16 protein-coding genes are annotated in these 18,681 nt (G+C 45.3%); 10 read left to right on the top strand and 6 right to left on the bottom strand.

Annotation, left to right across the window (positions count from 1 at the left end):
• Positions 1–22 precede the first annotated feature (22 nt).
• Positions 23–1,009, bottom strand: coding sequence for a lysylphosphatidylglycerol synthase transmembrane domain-containing protein (locus ACHLI0_RS18600; protein WP_414231634.1), 987 nt, complete (start codon positions 1,007–1,009; stop codon positions 23–25).
• A gap of 70 nt (positions 1,010–1,079) precedes the next feature.
• On the opposite strand from ACHLI0_RS18600, the gene rsmA reads away from it, so the two are divergent.
• From rsmA to ACHLI0_RS18550, 10 genes are all read left to right on the top strand, one after another.
• Positions 1,080–1,883: a 16S rRNA (adenine(1518)-N(6)/adenine(1519)-N(6))-dimethyltransferase RsmA gene (rsmA, locus tag ACHLI0_RS18595; RefSeq protein ID WP_310505097.1), complete on the top strand. Its 804-nt coding sequence runs from the start codon at positions 1,080–1,082 to the stop codon at positions 1,881–1,883.
• A 53-nt stretch (positions 1,884–1,936) separates the two neighbouring features.
• On the top strand, positions 1,937–3,277 hold the full coding sequence (gene mgtE, locus ACHLI0_RS18590; RefSeq protein WP_008760927.1) for a magnesium transporter: 1,341 nt from the start codon (positions 1,937–1,939) through the stop codon (positions 3,275–3,277).
• 85 nt (positions 3,278–3,362) lie between these two features.
• Entirely contained in the window at positions 3,363–5,240 is a 1,878-nt protein-coding gene (locus ACHLI0_RS18585; RefSeq protein ID WP_259020271.1) for a DUF349 domain-containing protein, read from the top strand.
• Positions 5,241–6,144: 904 nt separating this feature from the next.
• The gene (locus tag ACHLI0_RS18580) at positions 6,145–7,488 is read left to right on the top strand and encodes a BT_3987 domain-containing protein (protein ID WP_414231633.1); all 1,344 of its coding nucleotides are present in this window, start codon (positions 6,145–6,147) and stop codon (positions 7,486–7,488) included.
• A 39-nt stretch (positions 7,489–7,527) separates the two neighbouring features.
• Complete coding sequence (locus ACHLI0_RS18575; protein ID WP_414231632.1) at positions 7,528–10,629, top strand: SusC/RagA family TonB-linked outer membrane protein; 3,102 nt, start codon at positions 7,528–7,530, stop codon at positions 10,627–10,629.
• 24 nt (positions 10,630–10,653) lie between these two features.
• A complete protein-coding gene (locus tag ACHLI0_RS18570; protein ID WP_151210011.1) occupies positions 10,654–12,495 on the top strand; it encodes a RagB/SusD family nutrient uptake outer membrane protein in 1,842 nt (613 codons plus the stop codon).
• 465 nt (positions 12,496–12,960) lie between these two features.
• Complete coding sequence (locus tag ACHLI0_RS18565; protein ID WP_490749796.1) at positions 12,961–13,218, top strand: hypothetical protein; 258 nt, start codon at positions 12,961–12,963, stop codon at positions 13,216–13,218.
• An 88-nt stretch (positions 13,219–13,306) separates the two neighbouring features.
• Entirely contained in the window at positions 13,307–13,855 is a 549-nt protein-coding gene (locus ACHLI0_RS18560; RefSeq protein ID WP_414238228.1) for a hypothetical protein, read from the top strand.
• A 17-nt stretch (positions 13,856–13,872) separates the two neighbouring features.
• On the top strand, positions 13,873–14,193 hold the full coding sequence (locus ACHLI0_RS18555) for a helix-turn-helix domain-containing protein (RefSeq protein WP_008764277.1): 321 nt from the start codon (positions 13,873–13,875) through the stop codon (positions 14,191–14,193).
• A 407-nt stretch (positions 14,194–14,600) separates the two neighbouring features.
• Positions 14,601–14,924: a hypothetical protein gene (locus ACHLI0_RS18550; RefSeq protein ID WP_258982707.1), complete on the top strand. Its 324-nt coding sequence runs from the start codon at positions 14,601–14,603 to the stop codon at positions 14,922–14,924.
• A gap of 272 nt (positions 14,925–15,196) precedes the next feature.
• Here the strand turns inward: ACHLI0_RS18550 and ACHLI0_RS18545 are convergent, their stop codons facing one another.
• The 5 genes from ACHLI0_RS18545 to ACHLI0_RS18525 all read right to left on the bottom strand — a co-directional run bounded on the left by ACHLI0_RS18545 (position 15,197) and on the right by ACHLI0_RS18525 (position 18,500).
• Positions 15,197–15,511: a hypothetical protein gene (locus ACHLI0_RS18545; RefSeq protein ID WP_490749795.1), complete on the bottom strand. Its 315-nt coding sequence runs from the start codon at positions 15,509–15,511 to the stop codon at positions 15,197–15,199.
• A 401-nt stretch (positions 15,512–15,912) separates the two neighbouring features.
• Complete coding sequence (locus ACHLI0_RS18540; protein ID WP_011109078.1) at positions 15,913–16,389, bottom strand: HU family DNA-binding protein; 477 nt, start codon at positions 16,387–16,389, stop codon at positions 15,913–15,915.
• A 394-nt stretch (positions 16,390–16,783) separates the two neighbouring features.
• On the bottom strand, positions 16,784–17,287 hold the full coding sequence (locus ACHLI0_RS18535) for an N-acetylmuramoyl-L-alanine amidase (protein WP_258901728.1): 504 nt from the start codon (positions 17,285–17,287) through the stop codon (positions 16,784–16,786).
• A 176-nt stretch (positions 17,288–17,463) separates the two neighbouring features.
• A complete protein-coding gene (locus ACHLI0_RS18530) occupies positions 17,464–17,718 on the bottom strand; it encodes a DUF4248 domain-containing protein (RefSeq protein WP_008764272.1) in 255 nt (84 codons plus the stop codon).
• A 125-nt stretch (positions 17,719–17,843) separates the two neighbouring features.
• Positions 17,844–18,500 (bottom strand): hypothetical protein, encoded by a 657-nt coding sequence (locus ACHLI0_RS18525; RefSeq protein WP_490749794.1) that lies wholly within the window; start codon positions 18,498–18,500, stop codon positions 17,844–17,846.
• Positions 18,501–18,681 lie beyond the last annotated feature (181 nt).

Below are 18,681 nucleotides of genomic sequence, written 5' to 3'. Positions count from 1 at the left end.
CAAATCTATTTTTATTAAGTGATTACTTTCGCTGTCTATTGGTAAACGACAAAGCCGCCAAACCATATACACCCAACAAAACTACCAAAAAAGTTTGAATACCGTGCACAATTAGAGCAAATATTCCGGCATCCGTCACATTTACTCCGTAAAGCATCATCATCTCCATGATAGCAAAATGCCACGGTCCCGCCCCGTTGGGAGTCGGCACAATAACAGCAAACGTACCACCTACAAACATCACCAGTGCCGCAAGGATGCCCAAATGAGCAGTGAATGCAAAGCAATAGAACGTAAAATAGAAATGAAAAAAATAACAAGCCCAGATGGCCAATGTATAAAATATGAACAAAGGAATATTGCGTACTCCTTTCAAAGATATGATTCCTTCCCAAATATTCAGCACAAAGCCTTTCACCCGTTCATAGAAAAACAGCGTCTTCCTTAAATAATAAAGAAGTACCACCACCCCGATAAAACAAAACAAGACGATATAAAACCATACCGAAGTCAAGAGGTAGGTAAAAGAAGGTATCTTGGTTCCTGTATTTTCGAGGAAAGTGACAAACACAGGCATTTGCAGCAATACGGTAATACCGGTAATCAGAAGAATGGTCAATGTATCTACCAGCCGCTCCGTCACCACTGTCCCCAGCGATTTGGCAAAGGAAACATTATCGTACTTCGCCAACACTCCGCAACGGCTCACTTCTCCTATCCGGGGAACGACCAGACTGGCGGCATAAGAAATAAAGATGGCATTCACACAGTCACTTCTTTTTGGGAAAGCATCCAGCGGCTCCAGCGTCTGCCGCCACCGCCACCCGCGAAATACTTGAGCAAGCACCCCGAACAAGAGCGAAAAGAGCATCCACCACCAGTTCGTGCCATGCCGTAATACCTCGCCGACCCTGCTAAAATCAAAGTCGCGATAAACCCAGTATAGAATAAAGCCGCCTAAAACAATCGGTAATATCAGCTTCAGCGTCTTTTTTAGTAGTTTCTTCATCCTTAATTCTTCATTCTTCATTTAAAAGAATTACCTTTGTCGGCTGCAAAAGTAATTATTTAGTTGGTAAATGAAATTAGTAAAGCCTAAAAAGTTTCTCGGACAGCACTTTCTGAAAGATCTGAAAGTAGCGCAGGATATTGCCGATACAGTCGACACCTTCCCCGAACTGCCTGTATTGGAGGTAGGACCGGGTATGGGAGTATTGACCCAGTTTCTGGTAAAAAAAGACCGATTGGTAAAAGTCGTTGAAGTGGACTATGAATCGGTTGCCTATCTCCGTGAAGCCTATCCGTCACTGGAAGATCACATTATCGAAGACGATTTTCTGAAAATGAACCTTCACCGGCTGTTCGACGGAAAGCCTTTCGTACTGACCGGTAATTACCCGTACAACATCTCCAGCCAGATATTTTTCAAGATGCTGGAAAACAAGGACATCATCCCCTGCTGTACCGGAATGATACAGAAAGAAGTAGCCGAACGTATCGCTGCCGGACCGGGCAGCAAAACCTACGGCATCCTGAGCGTACTGATACAGGCATGGTATAAAGTAGAATATCTCTTTACCGTCAGCGAACATGTTTTCAACCCGCCCCCAAAAGTGAAAAGCGCCGTCATCCGCATGACCCGCAATGATACCCAAGACCTGGGATGCGACGAAAAACTGTTCAAGCAAGTAGTGAAGACCACCTTCAACCAACGGCGTAAAACATTGCGCAACTCTATCAAACCGATTTTAGGCAAAGACTGCCCGCTGACAGAGGATGCATTATTCAACAAGCGCCCGGAACAACTGTCGGTAGAAGAATTCATCAGTCTGACCAACCAAGTGGAAGAAGCACTGAAAACAGCCACATCATCCGGTAACTGACCGATAGTGAGCGAAAACCGTAATTTGTAAAACGTTTAATCGTAAACAAAAAGATGAACGAGGAATACATTGACAACGTAAAACACCTTATCGAGCAAAAAGATGCCGATAAGGTTAAAGAACTTCTTGTCGACCTTCATCCCGCCGACATCGCTGAGCTGTGTGATGACCTGAACCCGGAAGAAGCCCGGTTTGTCTACCGCCTGCTCAACAATGAAACCGCGGCCGACGTACTTGTCGAAATGGATGAGGACGTTCGTAAAGAGTTCCTCGAAATGATCCCTTCGGAAACAATCGCCAAGCGCTTTGTGGACTACATGGACACGGATGATGCCGTAGACCTGATGCGTGACCTTGACGAAGACAAGCAGGAAGAAATTCTTTCGCACATCGAAGACATCGAACAGGCGGGAGACATCGTAGACCTCTTGAAATACGACGAAAACACCGCCGGTGGTCTGATGGGCACCGAAATGGTAGTCGTGAACGAGAACTGGAGTATGCCCGAGTGTCTGAAGGAAATGCGCCAGCAAGCCGAAGAACTGGACGAAATATATTATGTATATGTCATTGACGACGATGAACGCCTGAGAGGAATCTTCCCGCTCAAGAAGATGATCACCTCCCCTTCTGTCTCCAAAGTAAAACACGTGATGCAGAAAGACCCGATCTCGGTACACGTAGACACTTCCATCGACGAAGTGGCGCAAACCATCGAAAAGTATGACCTTGTTGCCATCCCCGTGGTGGATAGCATCGGCCGACTGATAGGACAGATTACCGTCGACGACGTCATGGACGAAGTTCGTGAACAGTCGGAACGTGATTACCAGTTAGCATCCGGTCTTTCGCAGGACGTAGAAACCGACGATAACGTACTAAGACAGACCACGGCCCGACTGCCGTGGCTGCTGATCGGCATGATCGGAGGAATCGGAAACTCCATGATATTGGGAAATTTCGACGCAACCTTCGCCGCCCACCCCGAAATGGCATTATATATCCCGCTGATCGGTGGTACAGGAGGAAACGTCGGTACACAGTCTTCCGCTATCATCGTACAAGGGCTTGCCAACAGTTCGCTGGACGCCAAAAACACTTTCAAGCAAGTGACCAAGGAAGCGGTAGTAGCCTTAATCAATGCTACCATCATCTCCCTGCTGGTATATACCTACAACTTTATCCGGTTCGGTGCGACGGCTACGGTTACTTATTCCGTATCCATCAGCCTGTTTGCCGTAGTGATGTTCGCCTCCATCTTCGGCACACTGGTCCCGATGACACTGGAGAAACTAAAAATAGATCCCGCCATCGCAACAGGTCCGTTTATAGCCATCACAAATGACATAATCGGCATGATGCTGTACATGGGAATTACTGTTTTATTATCATAAAAACACGATAATCAAAAAAAAATAAGCAAAAGAGTATGAAGTAATCGTTTTATTTCATTATTTTGTGACCCAAAACTAATATACAATGATGGACGCTCATGACACTAATCTTCCCTTGAACCAAGGGGAGTTAGAAGAAGAAAAGAAAACAGTTGAGGTTTCTGAAGCCATTACAGAGACTCCGACTGAAGAAGGTACCGAAAAAGTTACTGAAGAAGTTACTGCCGAAGTTCAGACTGAAGCAGCACCTAAACCTGCCACAAAGGAAGACGTACTGAACCGATTGAAAGAGCTTGCGCAAGACTCGGAAAACGCAAACAAGCAGGAAATTGACAATCTAAAACAATCATTCTACAAGTTACACAACGCCGAGTTGGAGGCTGCTAAAAAGCAATTTATCGACAACGGAGGCGCTGCCGAAGACTTCACTCCGAAGGATGATCCGACAGAAGAGGAATTCAAACGCCTCATGGGATCGATCAAAGAGAAAAGAAGTCAACTTGTAGCCGAACAGGAACGTCAGAAAGAAGAAAATCTGCAAGTCAAGCTTTCCATTATCGAAGAACTTAAAGAACTGGTAGAATCGGGTGATGATGCCAATAAATCTTATACGGAGTTCAAAAAGCTGCAACAGCAATGGAACGAAACCAAACTGGTTCCGCAAGGCAAGGTGAATGAACTTTGGAAGAATTACCAACTGTACGTAGAGAAATTCTACGATCTGCTGAAACTGAACAACGAATTTCGTGAATACGACTTCAAGAAGAATCTGGAGATCAAGACCCATCTTTGCGAGGCAGCCGAAAAGCTGGCTGACGAGGAAGATGTAGTTTCCGCTTTCCACCAGCTTCAGAAGCTGCATCAGGAATTCCGTGATACAGGTCCGGTGGCTAAAGAATTGCGTGACGAAATCTGGAACCGTTTCAAGGCTGCTTCTACGGCTGTAAACCGCCGTCACCAGCAACATTTCGAAGCGCTGAAAGAATCGGAACAGCACAATCTGGATCAAAAAACTGTCATTTGCGAAATTGTAGAAGCAATCGAGTATGATGAACTGAAAACATTCTCGGCTTGGGAAAACAAGACACAGGAAGTGATTGCTCTACAAAACAAATGGAAGACAATCGGATTCGCTCCCCAAAAGATGAACGTGAAGATATTCGAACGCTTCCGTCATGCCTGCGATGACTTCTTCAAAAAGAAAGGAGAATTCTTCAAGGCTCTGAAAGAGGGAATGAACGAGAATCTGGAAAAGAAGAAAGCACTTTGCGAAAAAGCAGAAGCACTGAAGGACAGCACTGACTGGAAAGCAACCGCTGATGCACTGACCAAATTGCAGAAAGAGTGGAAAACAATCGGTCCGGTAGCCAAGAAATACTCGGATGCCGTATGGAAACGTTTCATCACTGCTTGTGACTATTTCTTCGACCAGAAAAACAAGGCTACTTCTTCACAACGCTCTGTAGAAGTAGAGAACATGGAGAAGAAGAAAGCGTTGATTGAAAAATTAGCTTCAATCGATGAAAACATGGATACTGACGAAGCCAGCACTTTGGTACGCGAACTGATGAAGGAATGGAATTCCATCGGTCATGTTCCGTTCAAGGAGAAAGATAAATTGTATAAGCAATATCACGGCTTGATCGATCAACTGTTTGACCGTTTCAACATCAGTGCATCCAACAAGAAATTAAGCAATTTCCGTTCAAACATCAGCAATATCCAAGGAGGAGGCTCTCAGTCTTTATATAGAGAACGGGAAAAACTGGTACGTATTTATGAGAATATGAAGAATGAACTTCAGACTTATGAAAATAACCTGGGATTCCTTACTTCTTCTTCCAAGAAAGGTAGCAGCCTGCTGACTGAACTGAATCGAAAAGTGGATAAACTGAAAGCTGACCTTGAACTGGTATTACAGAAAATCAAGGTTATCGACGAATCATTGAAAGCGGAAGAATAAATTTTCCCGAAACAAAGGATAAAATCCTCTCATATAAAAGCCAACTAACCCATTAGGGATTTAGTTGGCTTTTTTATTGAAGCTTTCATTATATTCTCACTGCACTGAGAAAAAATACTCATGCCTTTGAGAAAATTTTCTCATTGCATTGAGAATTTTTTCTCAGTGTGGTGAGAATTTTTTCTCAAAGGCATGAGAACTCTTTGAGAATATAGCAACCTTTATCACGCTGTGTACTATCCAAATAGCAACTAAATATTTTCTCCCTTACACCCGTAATTAAACGACTGCCAAAATGCTTTATATTTAAAAAGTGAGTTTTTCGCCCGTCTGACCGAAGCATTCAACCAATTAAAAGGAATAGAGGAACAATTCAACTAAGTTCTGGTAGAACTTAGCATAAAAAACAGTCTGTTAATCCGCTCGTATCTACATTAACGTATCTAGCTAAGCAATAGATTTACCATCTTTTTTGCTAAAAATCAACGATTCGTGCGCAAATATACTAATTAGTTCGAAAAAGCCATACTATTTAGCAATAATATTTCAGATTAAAATTACAAATAAGTTTCTTACTAATTCTCATTCAATCAATCAACGGGTAGAAACTGAGTCGTAATTTCCTTATTACGCCTTTACAAAACCCAACATTATCCATTGAATATCAACAATATATATTTCATTCTCTCTTATCATCTACTATATTATAGTTCTACCAGAACTAAGACATAGAACCTATTATTTTTTTGACTTTAAATCAGCATAGTTCAGCACGCAAATAAAAGTTTTAACTTCTAATTTTAATGCCTATGAGAAAGAAATAAGTATTCCAAATCCAAGAGTACCCACAAGTACTTCAACTTGTTTTTACCCTTTTTACCTTTAATAAAACTAATATTAATTTATGAAAAAATGCTTTGAATTAACACCATGCTTGCTGGCATTCTTATGCATTACCAGCTGCGTAGAAGATGTTGATAACGAACGTTCTAAGGGAATGTTCTCAGCATCACAAAGTGGATTCTCCACCATTGAAGTTTATGATTTAGGCCCTCTCAACAAGATTGATTTATCCATTGCCAAGGCAGGATTAGAAGATACCGGAGGAACAGTTACTTTTTCAGTAGAACAATCCCTGTTGGATTCTCTGAATAATGCGGACGGCACTTCCTATCAATTACTACCTCCCGAATGCTATACGATTGAAAATGCAACCTATTCCGTCTCTCCTGGCGGAGACAGGCGTGTAACAGGAGGCAGTCTGGTGTATGATCCTCACAAAATCTACAACCTGTGCGGCTTTGATGAACTTAAATACGTTCTTCCATTACGGGTATCCTCTACAGGGACTCCTATGAACTCCGACCGGACGGCAACGCTTTACGGATTTATCGTTAAAGAAGCCATCGTCAGACTTGCATCTACCGGAGGAGACTTCGTCGTTGAAGGAGGAACGACTACTTCACCAATGAATCTCGACACAGAGATAAGCTTTGAGAACGAATGGGATCTGACGACCTCGTTTGCAACCAAAGGAGCAGACTATGTGGACAACTACAATTCGGCAAATTCGACCTATTACATACCTTTACCTTCCGACTTCTACACTCTTCCCGATGTCACTATCGCCAAGGGAAAGACAACGGGAGGCTCTGCTATTAGCCTGCTGGGTGAAACACTTCCCCCCGGAAATTATCTTCTTCCGGTTTCACTTGGCGGACTTAGCGAACAAGGAGACGCCAGCATCAACATAGACAAGGAAACGGTAGCCAACTATTTCGTAATCAAACAAGGCGGCCCTATTAACCGTGACCACTGGACAGTGACTGCCAACACGGAAGAAAAGACAGGCGAAGTTTCAGCCGCTTACCCCCACAACGGTCAGACGATATCTTTGATTGACGGAGAGATAAACACTTTCTGGCATAGTAAATGGCAGGGAGGCGAAGTAGCTCCACCATATGAAATAATACTCGACATGGGCAAAGAAAACAGTGTCAGCCAATTAGGACTCATCGCCAGACAAAATGCACTTACTTCTATGAATCTTGAGATTTATGCAGGAGATGACGGTGAAACATGGAACCTGATTGGAAAATACTTCTTTGACGGTAGCATAAAAACAGAGCAAATGGTCCCCGTAAAAGCATGTGACGCACGCTGGATACGTCTTTACATCCCCACTCTGGGCAGTGGTTCGTCTGTAGGACATCTGGCAGAAATATATGTATACGGCACGGACAAGTAACCTTAATTATTTTCTAATTCTTACTTAAAAGAAACATTTATGAATAAGACATTAAAAGTAATGTGTTTCATTCTGTTTGCCTTATTTGCAGGAATAAACACAATTTATGCACAAGGACAAAGTCCAACAGGACTCGTAGTCGATGAAAACGGGCAACCGATGATCGGAGTGCAGATAAAAATCGAAGGAACCACAGTCGGCGCCATCACTGACGTAGATGGTAATTTCACCATCAAAGCCCAAAAAGGCAATATACTTCTTTTCTCTTATGTGGGTTACGAACAGCAAAAAATCACTTACAAGGGAGAAAAGGTATTAGCAATCAAAATGCTTCCGAGCACAGAGATGCTGGAGGATGTAGTTGTTATCGGCTACGGAAAACAAAAGAAGAACAGCGTAGTGAGTTCCATCAACGCCATCGGCCCCAAAGAGTTGTCCGTTTCTTCCAGCCGTAATATGACCAATAATCTGGCAGGGCAAGTACCGGGATTGATCGCAGTACAACGTTCCGGAGAACCGGGATACGACAATGCCGACTTTTGGATTCGGGGACAAAGTTCTTTCAAAGGAGGTACCAATCCGCTTGTATTAGTCGACGGTGTCCCCCGGCAAATGCAGGATATTGAAGCAGATGAAATTGAATCATTTACCTTACTGAAAGATGCTGCCGCCACGGCCGTTTACGGAGCCGAAGGCGCAAACGGAGTTATCTTGATTACTTCCAAACGAGGAAATTCACAGAAACCTAAAATCTCTTTCCGAGCTGAAGGAACTATTCTCGAGCCAACACGCCTGCCGACTTTCATGAACTCAGTAGAAACGTTGAACCTATACAACGAAGCATTGAACAACGAAGGAACCGCCAGCATACGCACAGACGAAGAGATAGCCAAATACGGTCCCGGAGCCGACCGTGATTTATATCCAGACACCGACTGGTTGGGTACCATGTTAAGAAACCATACCTACAATATGCGGTATACCCTAAACGTAAGAGGAGGAACTGAACGTGCCCGTTACTTCGTATCCGGCGCCTTCTATCAGGAAAATGGTATATTCAAGGATTTCGGCAATGACTATGATAACAATATCGGATTGAAGCGCTACAATCTGCGCAGCAACATTGACTTTGACGCAACTAAAACCACAACAGTAAAAGTAGACCTCAGCGGACAATATCTGCAAACCAACTATCCGGGAACAGGAACCAGCACTATTTTTACTACCATGTGCCGTACTCCGTCTTATATCATGCCGGCAGTTTATTCCGACGGGACTGTGGCCGGACATCCCCGTCCGTCAGGCAACCGTTCTAACCCGTACAACCAGCTTGTTAACTCAGGATACGCCAAAGAATGGAGAACTTCCATCCAGTCGAAAGTGGAAGTAGACCAGAAGCTGGACTTCCTGACCAAGGGATTGACATGGAAAGGACTTATCAGCTTTGACGCAGACATGTCATATATCGCCAAACGTACCAAAACACCGACACAATATCTAGCCACAGGACGCGACGAAAATGGCAAACTGTTATATAAGACTGTAGTAGAAGGCAGCGATGTACTATCAGAAAACCTGAGTAACAGTTCAAACAAAAAGATTTACTTTGAAACAGCCTTCAATTACAACCGTACATTTGCAGAGAAACACGATGTAGGGGCCATGTTCCTATACATGCAAAAAGAAACACAGTATCACAATAACGCTTTACCTTATAGAAAGCAAGGTTTGGTAGGTCGTGTAACTTATGGATATGACGGACGCTATTTCTTAGAAGGTAACTTCGGCTACACCGGTTCGGAAACCTTTGCAAAAGGCTATCGCTTCGGTTTCTTCCCCGCCATGGGTTTGGCATGGTATATCAGCAATGAACATTATTATCCGGAAGCCTTGAAAAAGGTAGTAAGCAAATTGAAATTAAGATTCTCCATCGGTCGTACCGGTAACGACGATACCGGCGGCAACCGCTTCTTATATCGTGGAACCATGAAACAGGATAATAGCGGCTATAATATCGGATTCAGCAACAGCGGCGCATTAGGCGGAGTAGGCAATGGAATTACCGAAGCCCAGTTCGAATCACCGTTTCTTTCCTGGGAAATCGAAGACAAACGCAACTTCGGTATCGACTTGGGGTTATTCGACAACCGCATTGACCTGCAAGTGGACTACTTCAACAACAAACGTAAGGACATCCTATTGCAACGTAATACCGTTTCCAATGTGACAGGCTTCCAGCAAATGCCATGGCAAAACTTCGGTATCGTGAAAAACCAAGGTGTGGATGCAAGTCTGAATCTCAATTATAAAGTAGGTGAAGTTAACCTGAGCGCACGCGGTAACTTTACATTTGCACGCAACGAAATCCTCGAATATGATCAGGTGCCACAAGTTTATCCGTGGCTCAAAAAGAAAGGGACACGACTCAACTCATGGAAACTATACATTGCTGACGGACTTTATACCGCCGACGACTTCAACATAACAGGTGAAGGTCTGAACCGCCAGTATGAACTGAAACCGGGAGTTGTATCCGGTCTGTCAAGCGGAGTACGTCCGGGAGATATCAAATACAAAGACCTGAACGGAGACGGTAAGATCGACAGCAACGACCAGATGGAAGATGTAGGAAATCCTTCTGTTCCGGAAATAGTTTATGGCTTCGGCCTCAATGCCGAATGGAAAGGAGCCTATGTCGGTATCTTCTTCCAAGGTTCAGGAAATACATCGACCGTATTAGGAGCCAGCTCGAACGGAGCATTTTTCCCGTTCCAATGGGGAGTCGAAGAGTCTGCCGTACGATCAGAAGTAGCCAACAGATGGACGGAACAGAACCCAAGCCAAAATGTAATGTTCCCCCGCATGCACTCTACCAATTATGACAACAATACAGCTGCCAGCACTTGGTGGCTGCGCAATGCCAGTTTCCTGCGACTGAAAAATATTGAAGTCGGTTACAACTTCAAGGAGAAAACACTGAAAAAAATCGGTATACAAGCTTTGCGTGTTTATCTGCAAGGAAACAATCTTTGTGTATGGGATGATATCAAAATGTGGGACCCGGAACTTGGAAACACCAACGGCGGCTTCTCATATCCACTGAGCCGGACTTTCACATTCGGTCTTGACTTTACTTTCTAATAATACATATAATACATTATATATATGAAGACATTGAAAAAACTATCAATCATAGTAGCCGTAGGACTAAGCACGGTATTCTTTTCGGGTTGCAGCGATTATCTGGATGTATCGGACGACCTGGCGGCAGAATTAAGCATGGAAGAAGTATTCAATAATACCGGTTATGCCCGTCGCTTCCACCGATATATATATTCCGGAATTCCGGATGTATCAAACATTATTATAACCAGCGCTTATGCAGGTTTGACAGGATTAGATAATCCTTGGCCGGCAGTTTCCGACGAGTTAAAAAGTGCACAAAATAATGTCAAGACAATTCCGACAGTAGGTTACCATGCCGGATCGGCGGATTTATCGCGCTGGAGTCTTTACAAACAAATCCGTCAGGCAAACGAATTTCTGGCATACTCGCATACGATCCCACAGCAAGGCGACGTGACGGATTACATTGACGAAAACGAATTGGCAAGATTGAAAAACGAAGCCCGTTTCCTACGTGCTTACTATCACTACTTGTTATTCGAATTGTATGGCCCTATCCCCATTATGACAGAAATATCGGAACCGTCCGCAAGTGATCTGGACTATTACCGGAACTCTGTCGACGAAGTAGTGCAATTCATCGATTCCGAACTCAATGAATGCTACAATGAGCTGCCTGAAAAGGAAGTGAATGATGACGGAACTCCAAACGAGAACCGAAGCGCAGCACCTACCAAAGGGGCAGCATTGGCTATTCTGGCAAAACTCCACGTGTATGCCGCAAGCCCCTTACTTAACGGAGGATATTCGGAAGCAATCGCATTGAGGGATAATCAGGACAAACAACTGTTTCCTGCGAAAGATGACAAAAAATGGCAAACTGCCTTAAACGCGTTGCAGCGCTTCATTGATTATGCAAAAACTCACTATCACCTTTATAAAGAAAAAGATAAAGATGGAGAGTTGAATGCAGAAGAATCTCTATACCAACTCTTTCAGGTAAGTTTGAACAACCCGGAAGCTATCTGGCAAACCAGCAAGAATTCATGGGGCGATGTAGGTGGAGAAGGAAGAGAACGCAGATGCACTCCACGTGCCATATATAGCGGATTCGGTTGTGTAGGTGTATTGCAGGAAGCTATTGACGATTTCTTCATGAATGACGGCAAGAGTATTCACGAGTCAGGACTTTATTCAGAAGAAGGCATTGGTGAAGATGGCATTCCTAATATGTATAAGAATCGAGAACCACGTTTTTATCAGGACATAACTTACTCCGGCAAGACATGGCAAAAAACAACGAAACAGATTTATTTCTATAAAGGCAGCGGAGACGATAACTCCAAAGCGGATATGAGCTACTCCGGCTATCTGCTTTATAAAGGAATGAACCGTGATCTTTTAAACCAAGGAAGCAATGCCAAGTCAAAGTACAGGGCAGGAATGCTGTTCCGTCTCGCCGACTTCTATTTACTATATGCCGAGGCATTGAATCATGTAAACCCTTCAGATGAGCGTATCATTGCACACATCGACAGCGTCCGCTACAGAGCAGGTATCCCTTTATTGAAGGACATCAAGCCTGAAATAAAAGGCAATCAAACTTTGCAGGAAGAAGCCATACGCAAAGAACGCCGGATCGAACTATTTGCCGAAGGGCAACGCTATTTCGACGTCCGTCGCTGGATGTGTGCCGATGAAGAAGGATATAAGCAAGGCGGACCAGTACATGGCATGAATATGAACGCTGATAACCTGGAGGACTTTATGGAGCGTACCGCATTTGAAACCCGTATTTTTGAAAGACGCATGTACCTCTATCCTATCCCGTTAAACGAGATTCAGAAGTCGAGCAAACTTGTTCAGAATCCGGGATGGTAGCAGCCAAATGTCATAACACAGGCACAATAGGTATCTCATCATAGATGCAAAAAACATCACCTAAACGGTGCTGATGTAAAAAGAGTTTTCCATTCATTTTGGAAGACTCTTTTTTTGAGCCTTACCAGCTATGAAAGTATACCGCAAAAAACAAAAATCCCGCTAAAACTTTCATTTTAGCGGGATTTTCGTATTCATCATTGATGTTGATCTTGTTGGGCTACCTGCCCTCAAACTTTAGTTTCTTTATAATCTCATTTTCAATGAAATAACAGCTTTCATTTTTAGTAGTGTCACCGAATTAGACACCTACTTTGGCAAAAACCCTCTTTTAATATCCAATTGAGGATTCAAGTTTTCTCCTACAAAGGTATTGTTTTTAATCGGATAAACCTAATTAAAGTGACAAAAAGAGACAAATCTCGCATTTAATTTATCAACTTTGTCGGACTAAAAAATTAAAAAATGCAAAAGAATTATAGTCGGGACGAAGCGTATGCGAGAGGATATTTCCATCATATAAAGGGGCATTTGACGGCGGGAGTTATTATTGCTATAGTTATGTTTGTACTCCATCTGTTGAGTGGTTGTGAGCCGATGCTTCCTGATGAAAGCAATCGCGAAACGGTGGCCTCACCATTAGATAGTACAAAGAATGATTTAGATATTAATGAATGGGAAACTGATACGACCACTTATCAGTCACACGCAAAGCCTGTATAAAACAATCTTAATTAACTAAAACTGTCAACTTATAAGTTGACAGTTTCGATTCTTTTTCGTATCTTTGTGGAAACAAAACAGGAAAAATATGACATTTGACGATATTACAGGAAGCAAAAAACTGTGGTCTGTACGCCTGGATGGGGAGGAAGATAATGAGTTTCTCAAATTGTTCTACGATTGGAGTGATGTGATGTGGCTGCGGTCGTTTTTCAAAGAAAATATAAACGATTTGAGTGCCTATTTTAAAATTACTGATATCAATCAGGCGATTAAGGATACGATTGAAGACAGCAAGAGATTGAGATGCGTCATTATGGACATATCTCCGGATGCAGATTTGAGCAGATTGTTTCGACCGCTGGATAATAACCAGACATCGGATTTTATGCTTCAGAAAGAAAAGGCCCGATTGAAACGTACCATCGGGCATTCGTCCTGGCTACGTCTCTATGCTATCAAATTAACTCCTGGCGTATACATCATTACGGGGGGAGCTATCAAACTGACGGCTACCATGCAGGAAAGAGAGCATACAAGAAAGGAACTTGTGAAAATGGATAAGGTCAGACGATATTTGCTGGAAGAGAACATTATTGATGATGACGGGTTTATTGATTATATGAGTGAATTGTAATTATAGGAGGTAGATATATGAATGAGAACATGAGAAAGATTGTGGAGAGGCTTGAAAAGCATGCATCTCCAACACCGTCGAAATGGCGTGAAGTGTTTGAGTACATGGATGCTAATGAAACTTGGTTGCGGTATTCCCAACATATAGCGATGCTGATGCTCGATAGAATGGAGGAACTGGAAATGAATCAGAAGCAACTGGCTGAGAAGATGAATTGTAGCCGGCAGTATATTTCGAAGGTATTGAAAGGACGGGAAAACCTTTCGCTTGAAACGTTGGCCAAGATTGAAAATGCACTCGGAATCTCGATCATTAAAGAAGAACCTCTTGCTGTTTAACTTGCACAGGTGGTTTAGTATCTGCTATCGGATTTCTCCGGATCCAGTTCCTGAGCTGAATCAAAGTGATAGCAAAAGTTGTGTCCAGGAAAAAGCCGGCTGCCGTGATCTGCTATCAGCTAACAGGTGATATCGGGATGATCAGGTGCAGATTCTGCCAGGTGTGTGATAGCAATCCCGGCAGATCGGACACAGGAGTACGGAAGTGATCAGGCGAACATCAGTTCGTCTGAATACCCACCGCAGCGCAACCGCATCAGGGCGCAGCCTTACAGGACTGCACCCCATGCGCTCGCCCTGCTCCTCCAGTGTTACTACCGGGATTCTCCTTCACTGCCAGCGTTTATCGGTCGGACAGTATTTCCGTGCACCGTGCCGCTTCCCTTGCTTTCCCCGTAGTCATCTGATTGGCGCAAAGAAAGCCGCCCTTTGGCGGTGATACAAAGGAAGTACAGCTGGGGACGTTTCCCGGAAGTTACTTCCGTCTGGTGCATTCGGCTCCGGCTCCCGCTCACACCCCGGCAAGCCGGACCACAAGCGACAGCCTATGCGGTAGTAGCCCATGCGGTGTGTACTCAGTCGTTTTCAATGCCCGGTGCGGTTTCGCTCTGCCCGGCACTTTCTGCCGGGACAAGGCTCAATCCGCTACCTTCTTTCGTCTGAACGACAGGAAACAGGCTACTAGTCTGAAGTGCCGCCATGCGGTGCGGGGTTCCCGTGTTTATGATTGACCATTCCTGAGCGATTAGACCATGAAGGCGGCGCAAGCGTCCGCCGCCGTGCTGACGTGATGCCTGCGTGCGCTATGGGTAGCAGTGGTTTGCAGAGAAATAGTTGAATTGGGCGAGATGCAGAAGGAACATTATATTTAATATCCTCCGGCGCGTTCCGCCCGTGAGGAATATTCAACATAATGTGGCCTTCTGCACGTCGCCCCGGAAAGACAGTGTTTGGCATAACCGGGCAGAAAGTTACCCCTTCCGGATGTTTCCCTGCGGAATGTTTACGCCTCCACTATGGTGGCAAGCCGCCACCCCGACCACCGCCCCGAAGTTACTCCCGTTTTCCGCTCCTCCTGCGGATTGCGCCTGCGGCGTTCCCGGCAGACCGCTTCCGCCCTGCGGCGTGCCGGAAATCTTCGGCGATCGGCTTCGCCGTCCGCTCCGGGGAGCGGGGCGAAACGCCCCGCCGAAAAGTAACGAACAGGGGAAATCCGTGACAATCGGGCGAATATCACTAAAAAGTATAGAAGGAATAAATCACATAACGAACACATGAATGACCCCGTAGCGCAGCCGCTCCCACGGCTACAGCCCACCCCCTTCGGTGGGGGAACGCCCTGCGGCAAGGGGGGCGACCACGCCCACCGACTAAGCGCCTCCCCCAAAGGGGGACGGGAGGGGGGTAGAACAAAAATACCTCTTTATAAATTTATAGATAACAGCGTTTCTATTCCTCTTCCTGCGTTTATTTATGGATAGAAGAACACCCAATCAGAAAGAAAACAGTCAGCTATATGCCTGAAATTGCGAAAAACATCTCCAAGAAAACAACAAGAGTTTTCTAAAAAACGTCAGACATTTTTTGAAAAACTCCTGATATATTCCGCAAGCCCTGCAGACAGTCTCTAACAGCTGAAAACGAAGAAAGCCCGATGAACTTTTTCTGTTCATCAGGCTTTCTTTTCAAATGGTTACTGATACGTAGCGGATGACCGCTTTAAACTGTCGGGTCTGGTGCTTCTTCGTCTCCGCCCCCGGGGTTGTCGATATCCCCTCCACCGGGCTTTTCGGTATTCCCGCCTTCGGCAGTCGCGCCAACCTTAGAGAAAGCATACATTGCTACCGCTTCCTTGATTTCTGCAGAAGGTACGTAGATCACGCGGGCTTTCTTCACGTTACTTGCCGTAAACTTATCCACATTTTCGCTACCGATACCCGAAACGGAAGGACGGAATGAGCCAAGGTCGCCTAAGCGAATAGGAGAACCGTTGGCTAGGTTACGTTTGATAACTGTCATCAATGCGTCCAGCACCGCTTTCACGTCTGAGCCAGTTACTGTACAACGGTCAGCGATCTGGTCGATGATTTGTCTCTGTGTCATTTCCGGAGCAAGAACTACCTGAGCGTAGTATTTTCCGGCTGCTTTTTTGTCCTGCGGATTCTTACGCAAGGATGCTTTTACTTGAATTGCCATGTTTATTAGTGTTTAGTGATTAATGATTCATTCTGCGGGCAAAGTTATATATACGCGCGGGCGGCTGCGGGCGTGCATTCTTATCTATGATGATATGTGATGCATGATGCGTTTATGTACATGAAAAAAGGGCTGCGGGGTATGTCCGCAGCCCTCAAAACAGGGGTTTTCCCATTGCCGGGTATTACAGGAGTTAGTCCTTCTTCTCGTTATCGTTGACCGGGCTATCCGCTCCGGTCAGCCAAACGAAAATTTTACCGATCACCTTCAATACTCGCAACGTGTTTCTCCAAAATGGTTTCATATTGACCTCCTTTTTAATTGTTCCCGGCAAAGGTAGGGTGAATGGATAATGGATAATGAGCAATGAATAATTGGCTACGCTTTCATGCGCTTATATACCGCATGGTACATTATCCATTCTCCATTCTCCATTTTCCATTAAACAACCGTATTCGGTCCGGACATTGAAGCAGGGACATTCTTTGATATACTCGCATGGTTCTATGATCCCGTTATGGTTGAGATCGGGACTCAGATCACGATGGCCGCAGACCTTTGCTCCCGGATAGGTGAGTAACAGAAAGCGCAGGAGCGTTTCAAGGCTTTGTTTCTGTGCGGTGGTACGTGTGTCGGTTGCTTTGCCTGATGCGTTCAGACCTCCTTCGTAGGCGATTCCTATGGATTCGCTGTTATGGCCTTTGGCGTGTGCGCCGATCTTGGTAATGTCGCGCATGTGGTGTATCCGGCCGTCTTTTGTGATGTAATAATGATAGCCGCATTCGGTGAAGCCTTGCCGCTTGTGCATGGCGTCGAGGGCGGACGGGGTGAGATCACTGGTGCAGCGGGAGGCGGTGCAATGCACCACAATGAGAGAGATGTTTCTTTGTTTGATCATTGTTTTGTGGGTGATTATGTGAGTAATTTCTAGTTGTGTATTTCTCATCTACCCCCCTCCCGTCCCCCTTTGGGGGAGGCGCTCAGTCGGTGGGCGTGGTCGCCCCCCTTGCCGCAGGGCGTTCCCCCACCAAAGGGGTGTCGGGCTGTAGCCGTGGGAGTGGCTGCGCTATGGGGTCAGAAGGGTGAACCGAAAGTGGTGGTTATAAGGTCTCTCTGTTTAGGGGTGAGAATACGGTTGCTGAGGTGGTAGTTGGTTTCTTCCAGTGATCCCAATAGTTCTACGTCATCCTTTATCCACTGTTTAAGGCGGATACTCGCAGAGGCAGGGGCTATATTGGGGAAGTAAAGTACGGCCAGCTCTTTAAAGCCATAACTTCGGTTACTCAGGTTGGCTTGATAGTTGTTTTGTGAGTGTACGTTTGTATACATGGTTCGGAATATTGGTTTACAGTCGTAAAGGTAAGGCTTTTAATGTGTAGTTGTCATCCGGAAACTGAGTAGATATAGTTATATATGCTTGTCAAAGGCTGAAAGTTGTGACAATGGCGCAAATGTCACAACTTTCGGCGGTCGGCTTCGCCGTCCGCTCCGCGGAGCGGGGCGGCACGCCCCGCCGAGAAACTTCGGTATGCCGCAGGGTGGAAACAGTCAGCCGGGCACGCCGACAGGCGCAGTCCGAAGGAGGAACGGAAAGACGGGAGTAACTTCGGGGCGGTGGTCGGGGACAGCCGCCGTCCCATGTGAGAAGCTACGGGGCGGCTGTGTGGAGGCGGTAATGTTCCGCAAGGGGTAACTTTGAGCCCGGTACCGAGAAACGGGAAACTACCCAAACAGCGGGAATATCCATAATGCGCTGTTATGTTTAATAAAAGGGCGGAATCCGGAACGGTTCCGCAACTTATTAAACATAATTGCCTATTATGGATTTTCCGCGCAAAAGCTGCAGCAGGATAGAAACACCGGAAGCACACCGCGCACGCAGCATCACGACCGCACGCGCCCGGAGGACGGCGAAGGGCGCTGACTTCCGTAGAACAAATGCGTTTGCGATAAACACGGGAACCCCGTACCGCATGGCTGCACTTCGGACCGACTGCCTGTTTCTGTCGTTCAGACGCAGGAAGGTAGCGGATTGAGCCTTGTCCCGGCAGCAAGTGCCGGGCAGAGCGAAACCGCACCGGGCATTGAAAACGATTGAGTACACACCACATGGGCTACCATCGCATAGGCTGTCGCTTGTGGTCCGGCTTGCCGGATTGCTATCACACACCTGGCAGGATCTACACCTGATCATCCCGATATCTCACTCGTTATGATAGCAGAATTTTCGCCGGCAGCTGTTCCTGGACAAACAATCTGCTATCACTTTTATTCAGATCGAGATCTTCTTCC

It is taken from the genome of Bacteroides sp. RCH18 (assembly GCF_058231005.1).
This window is presented reverse-complemented; position numbering and strand designations above follow the sequence as displayed.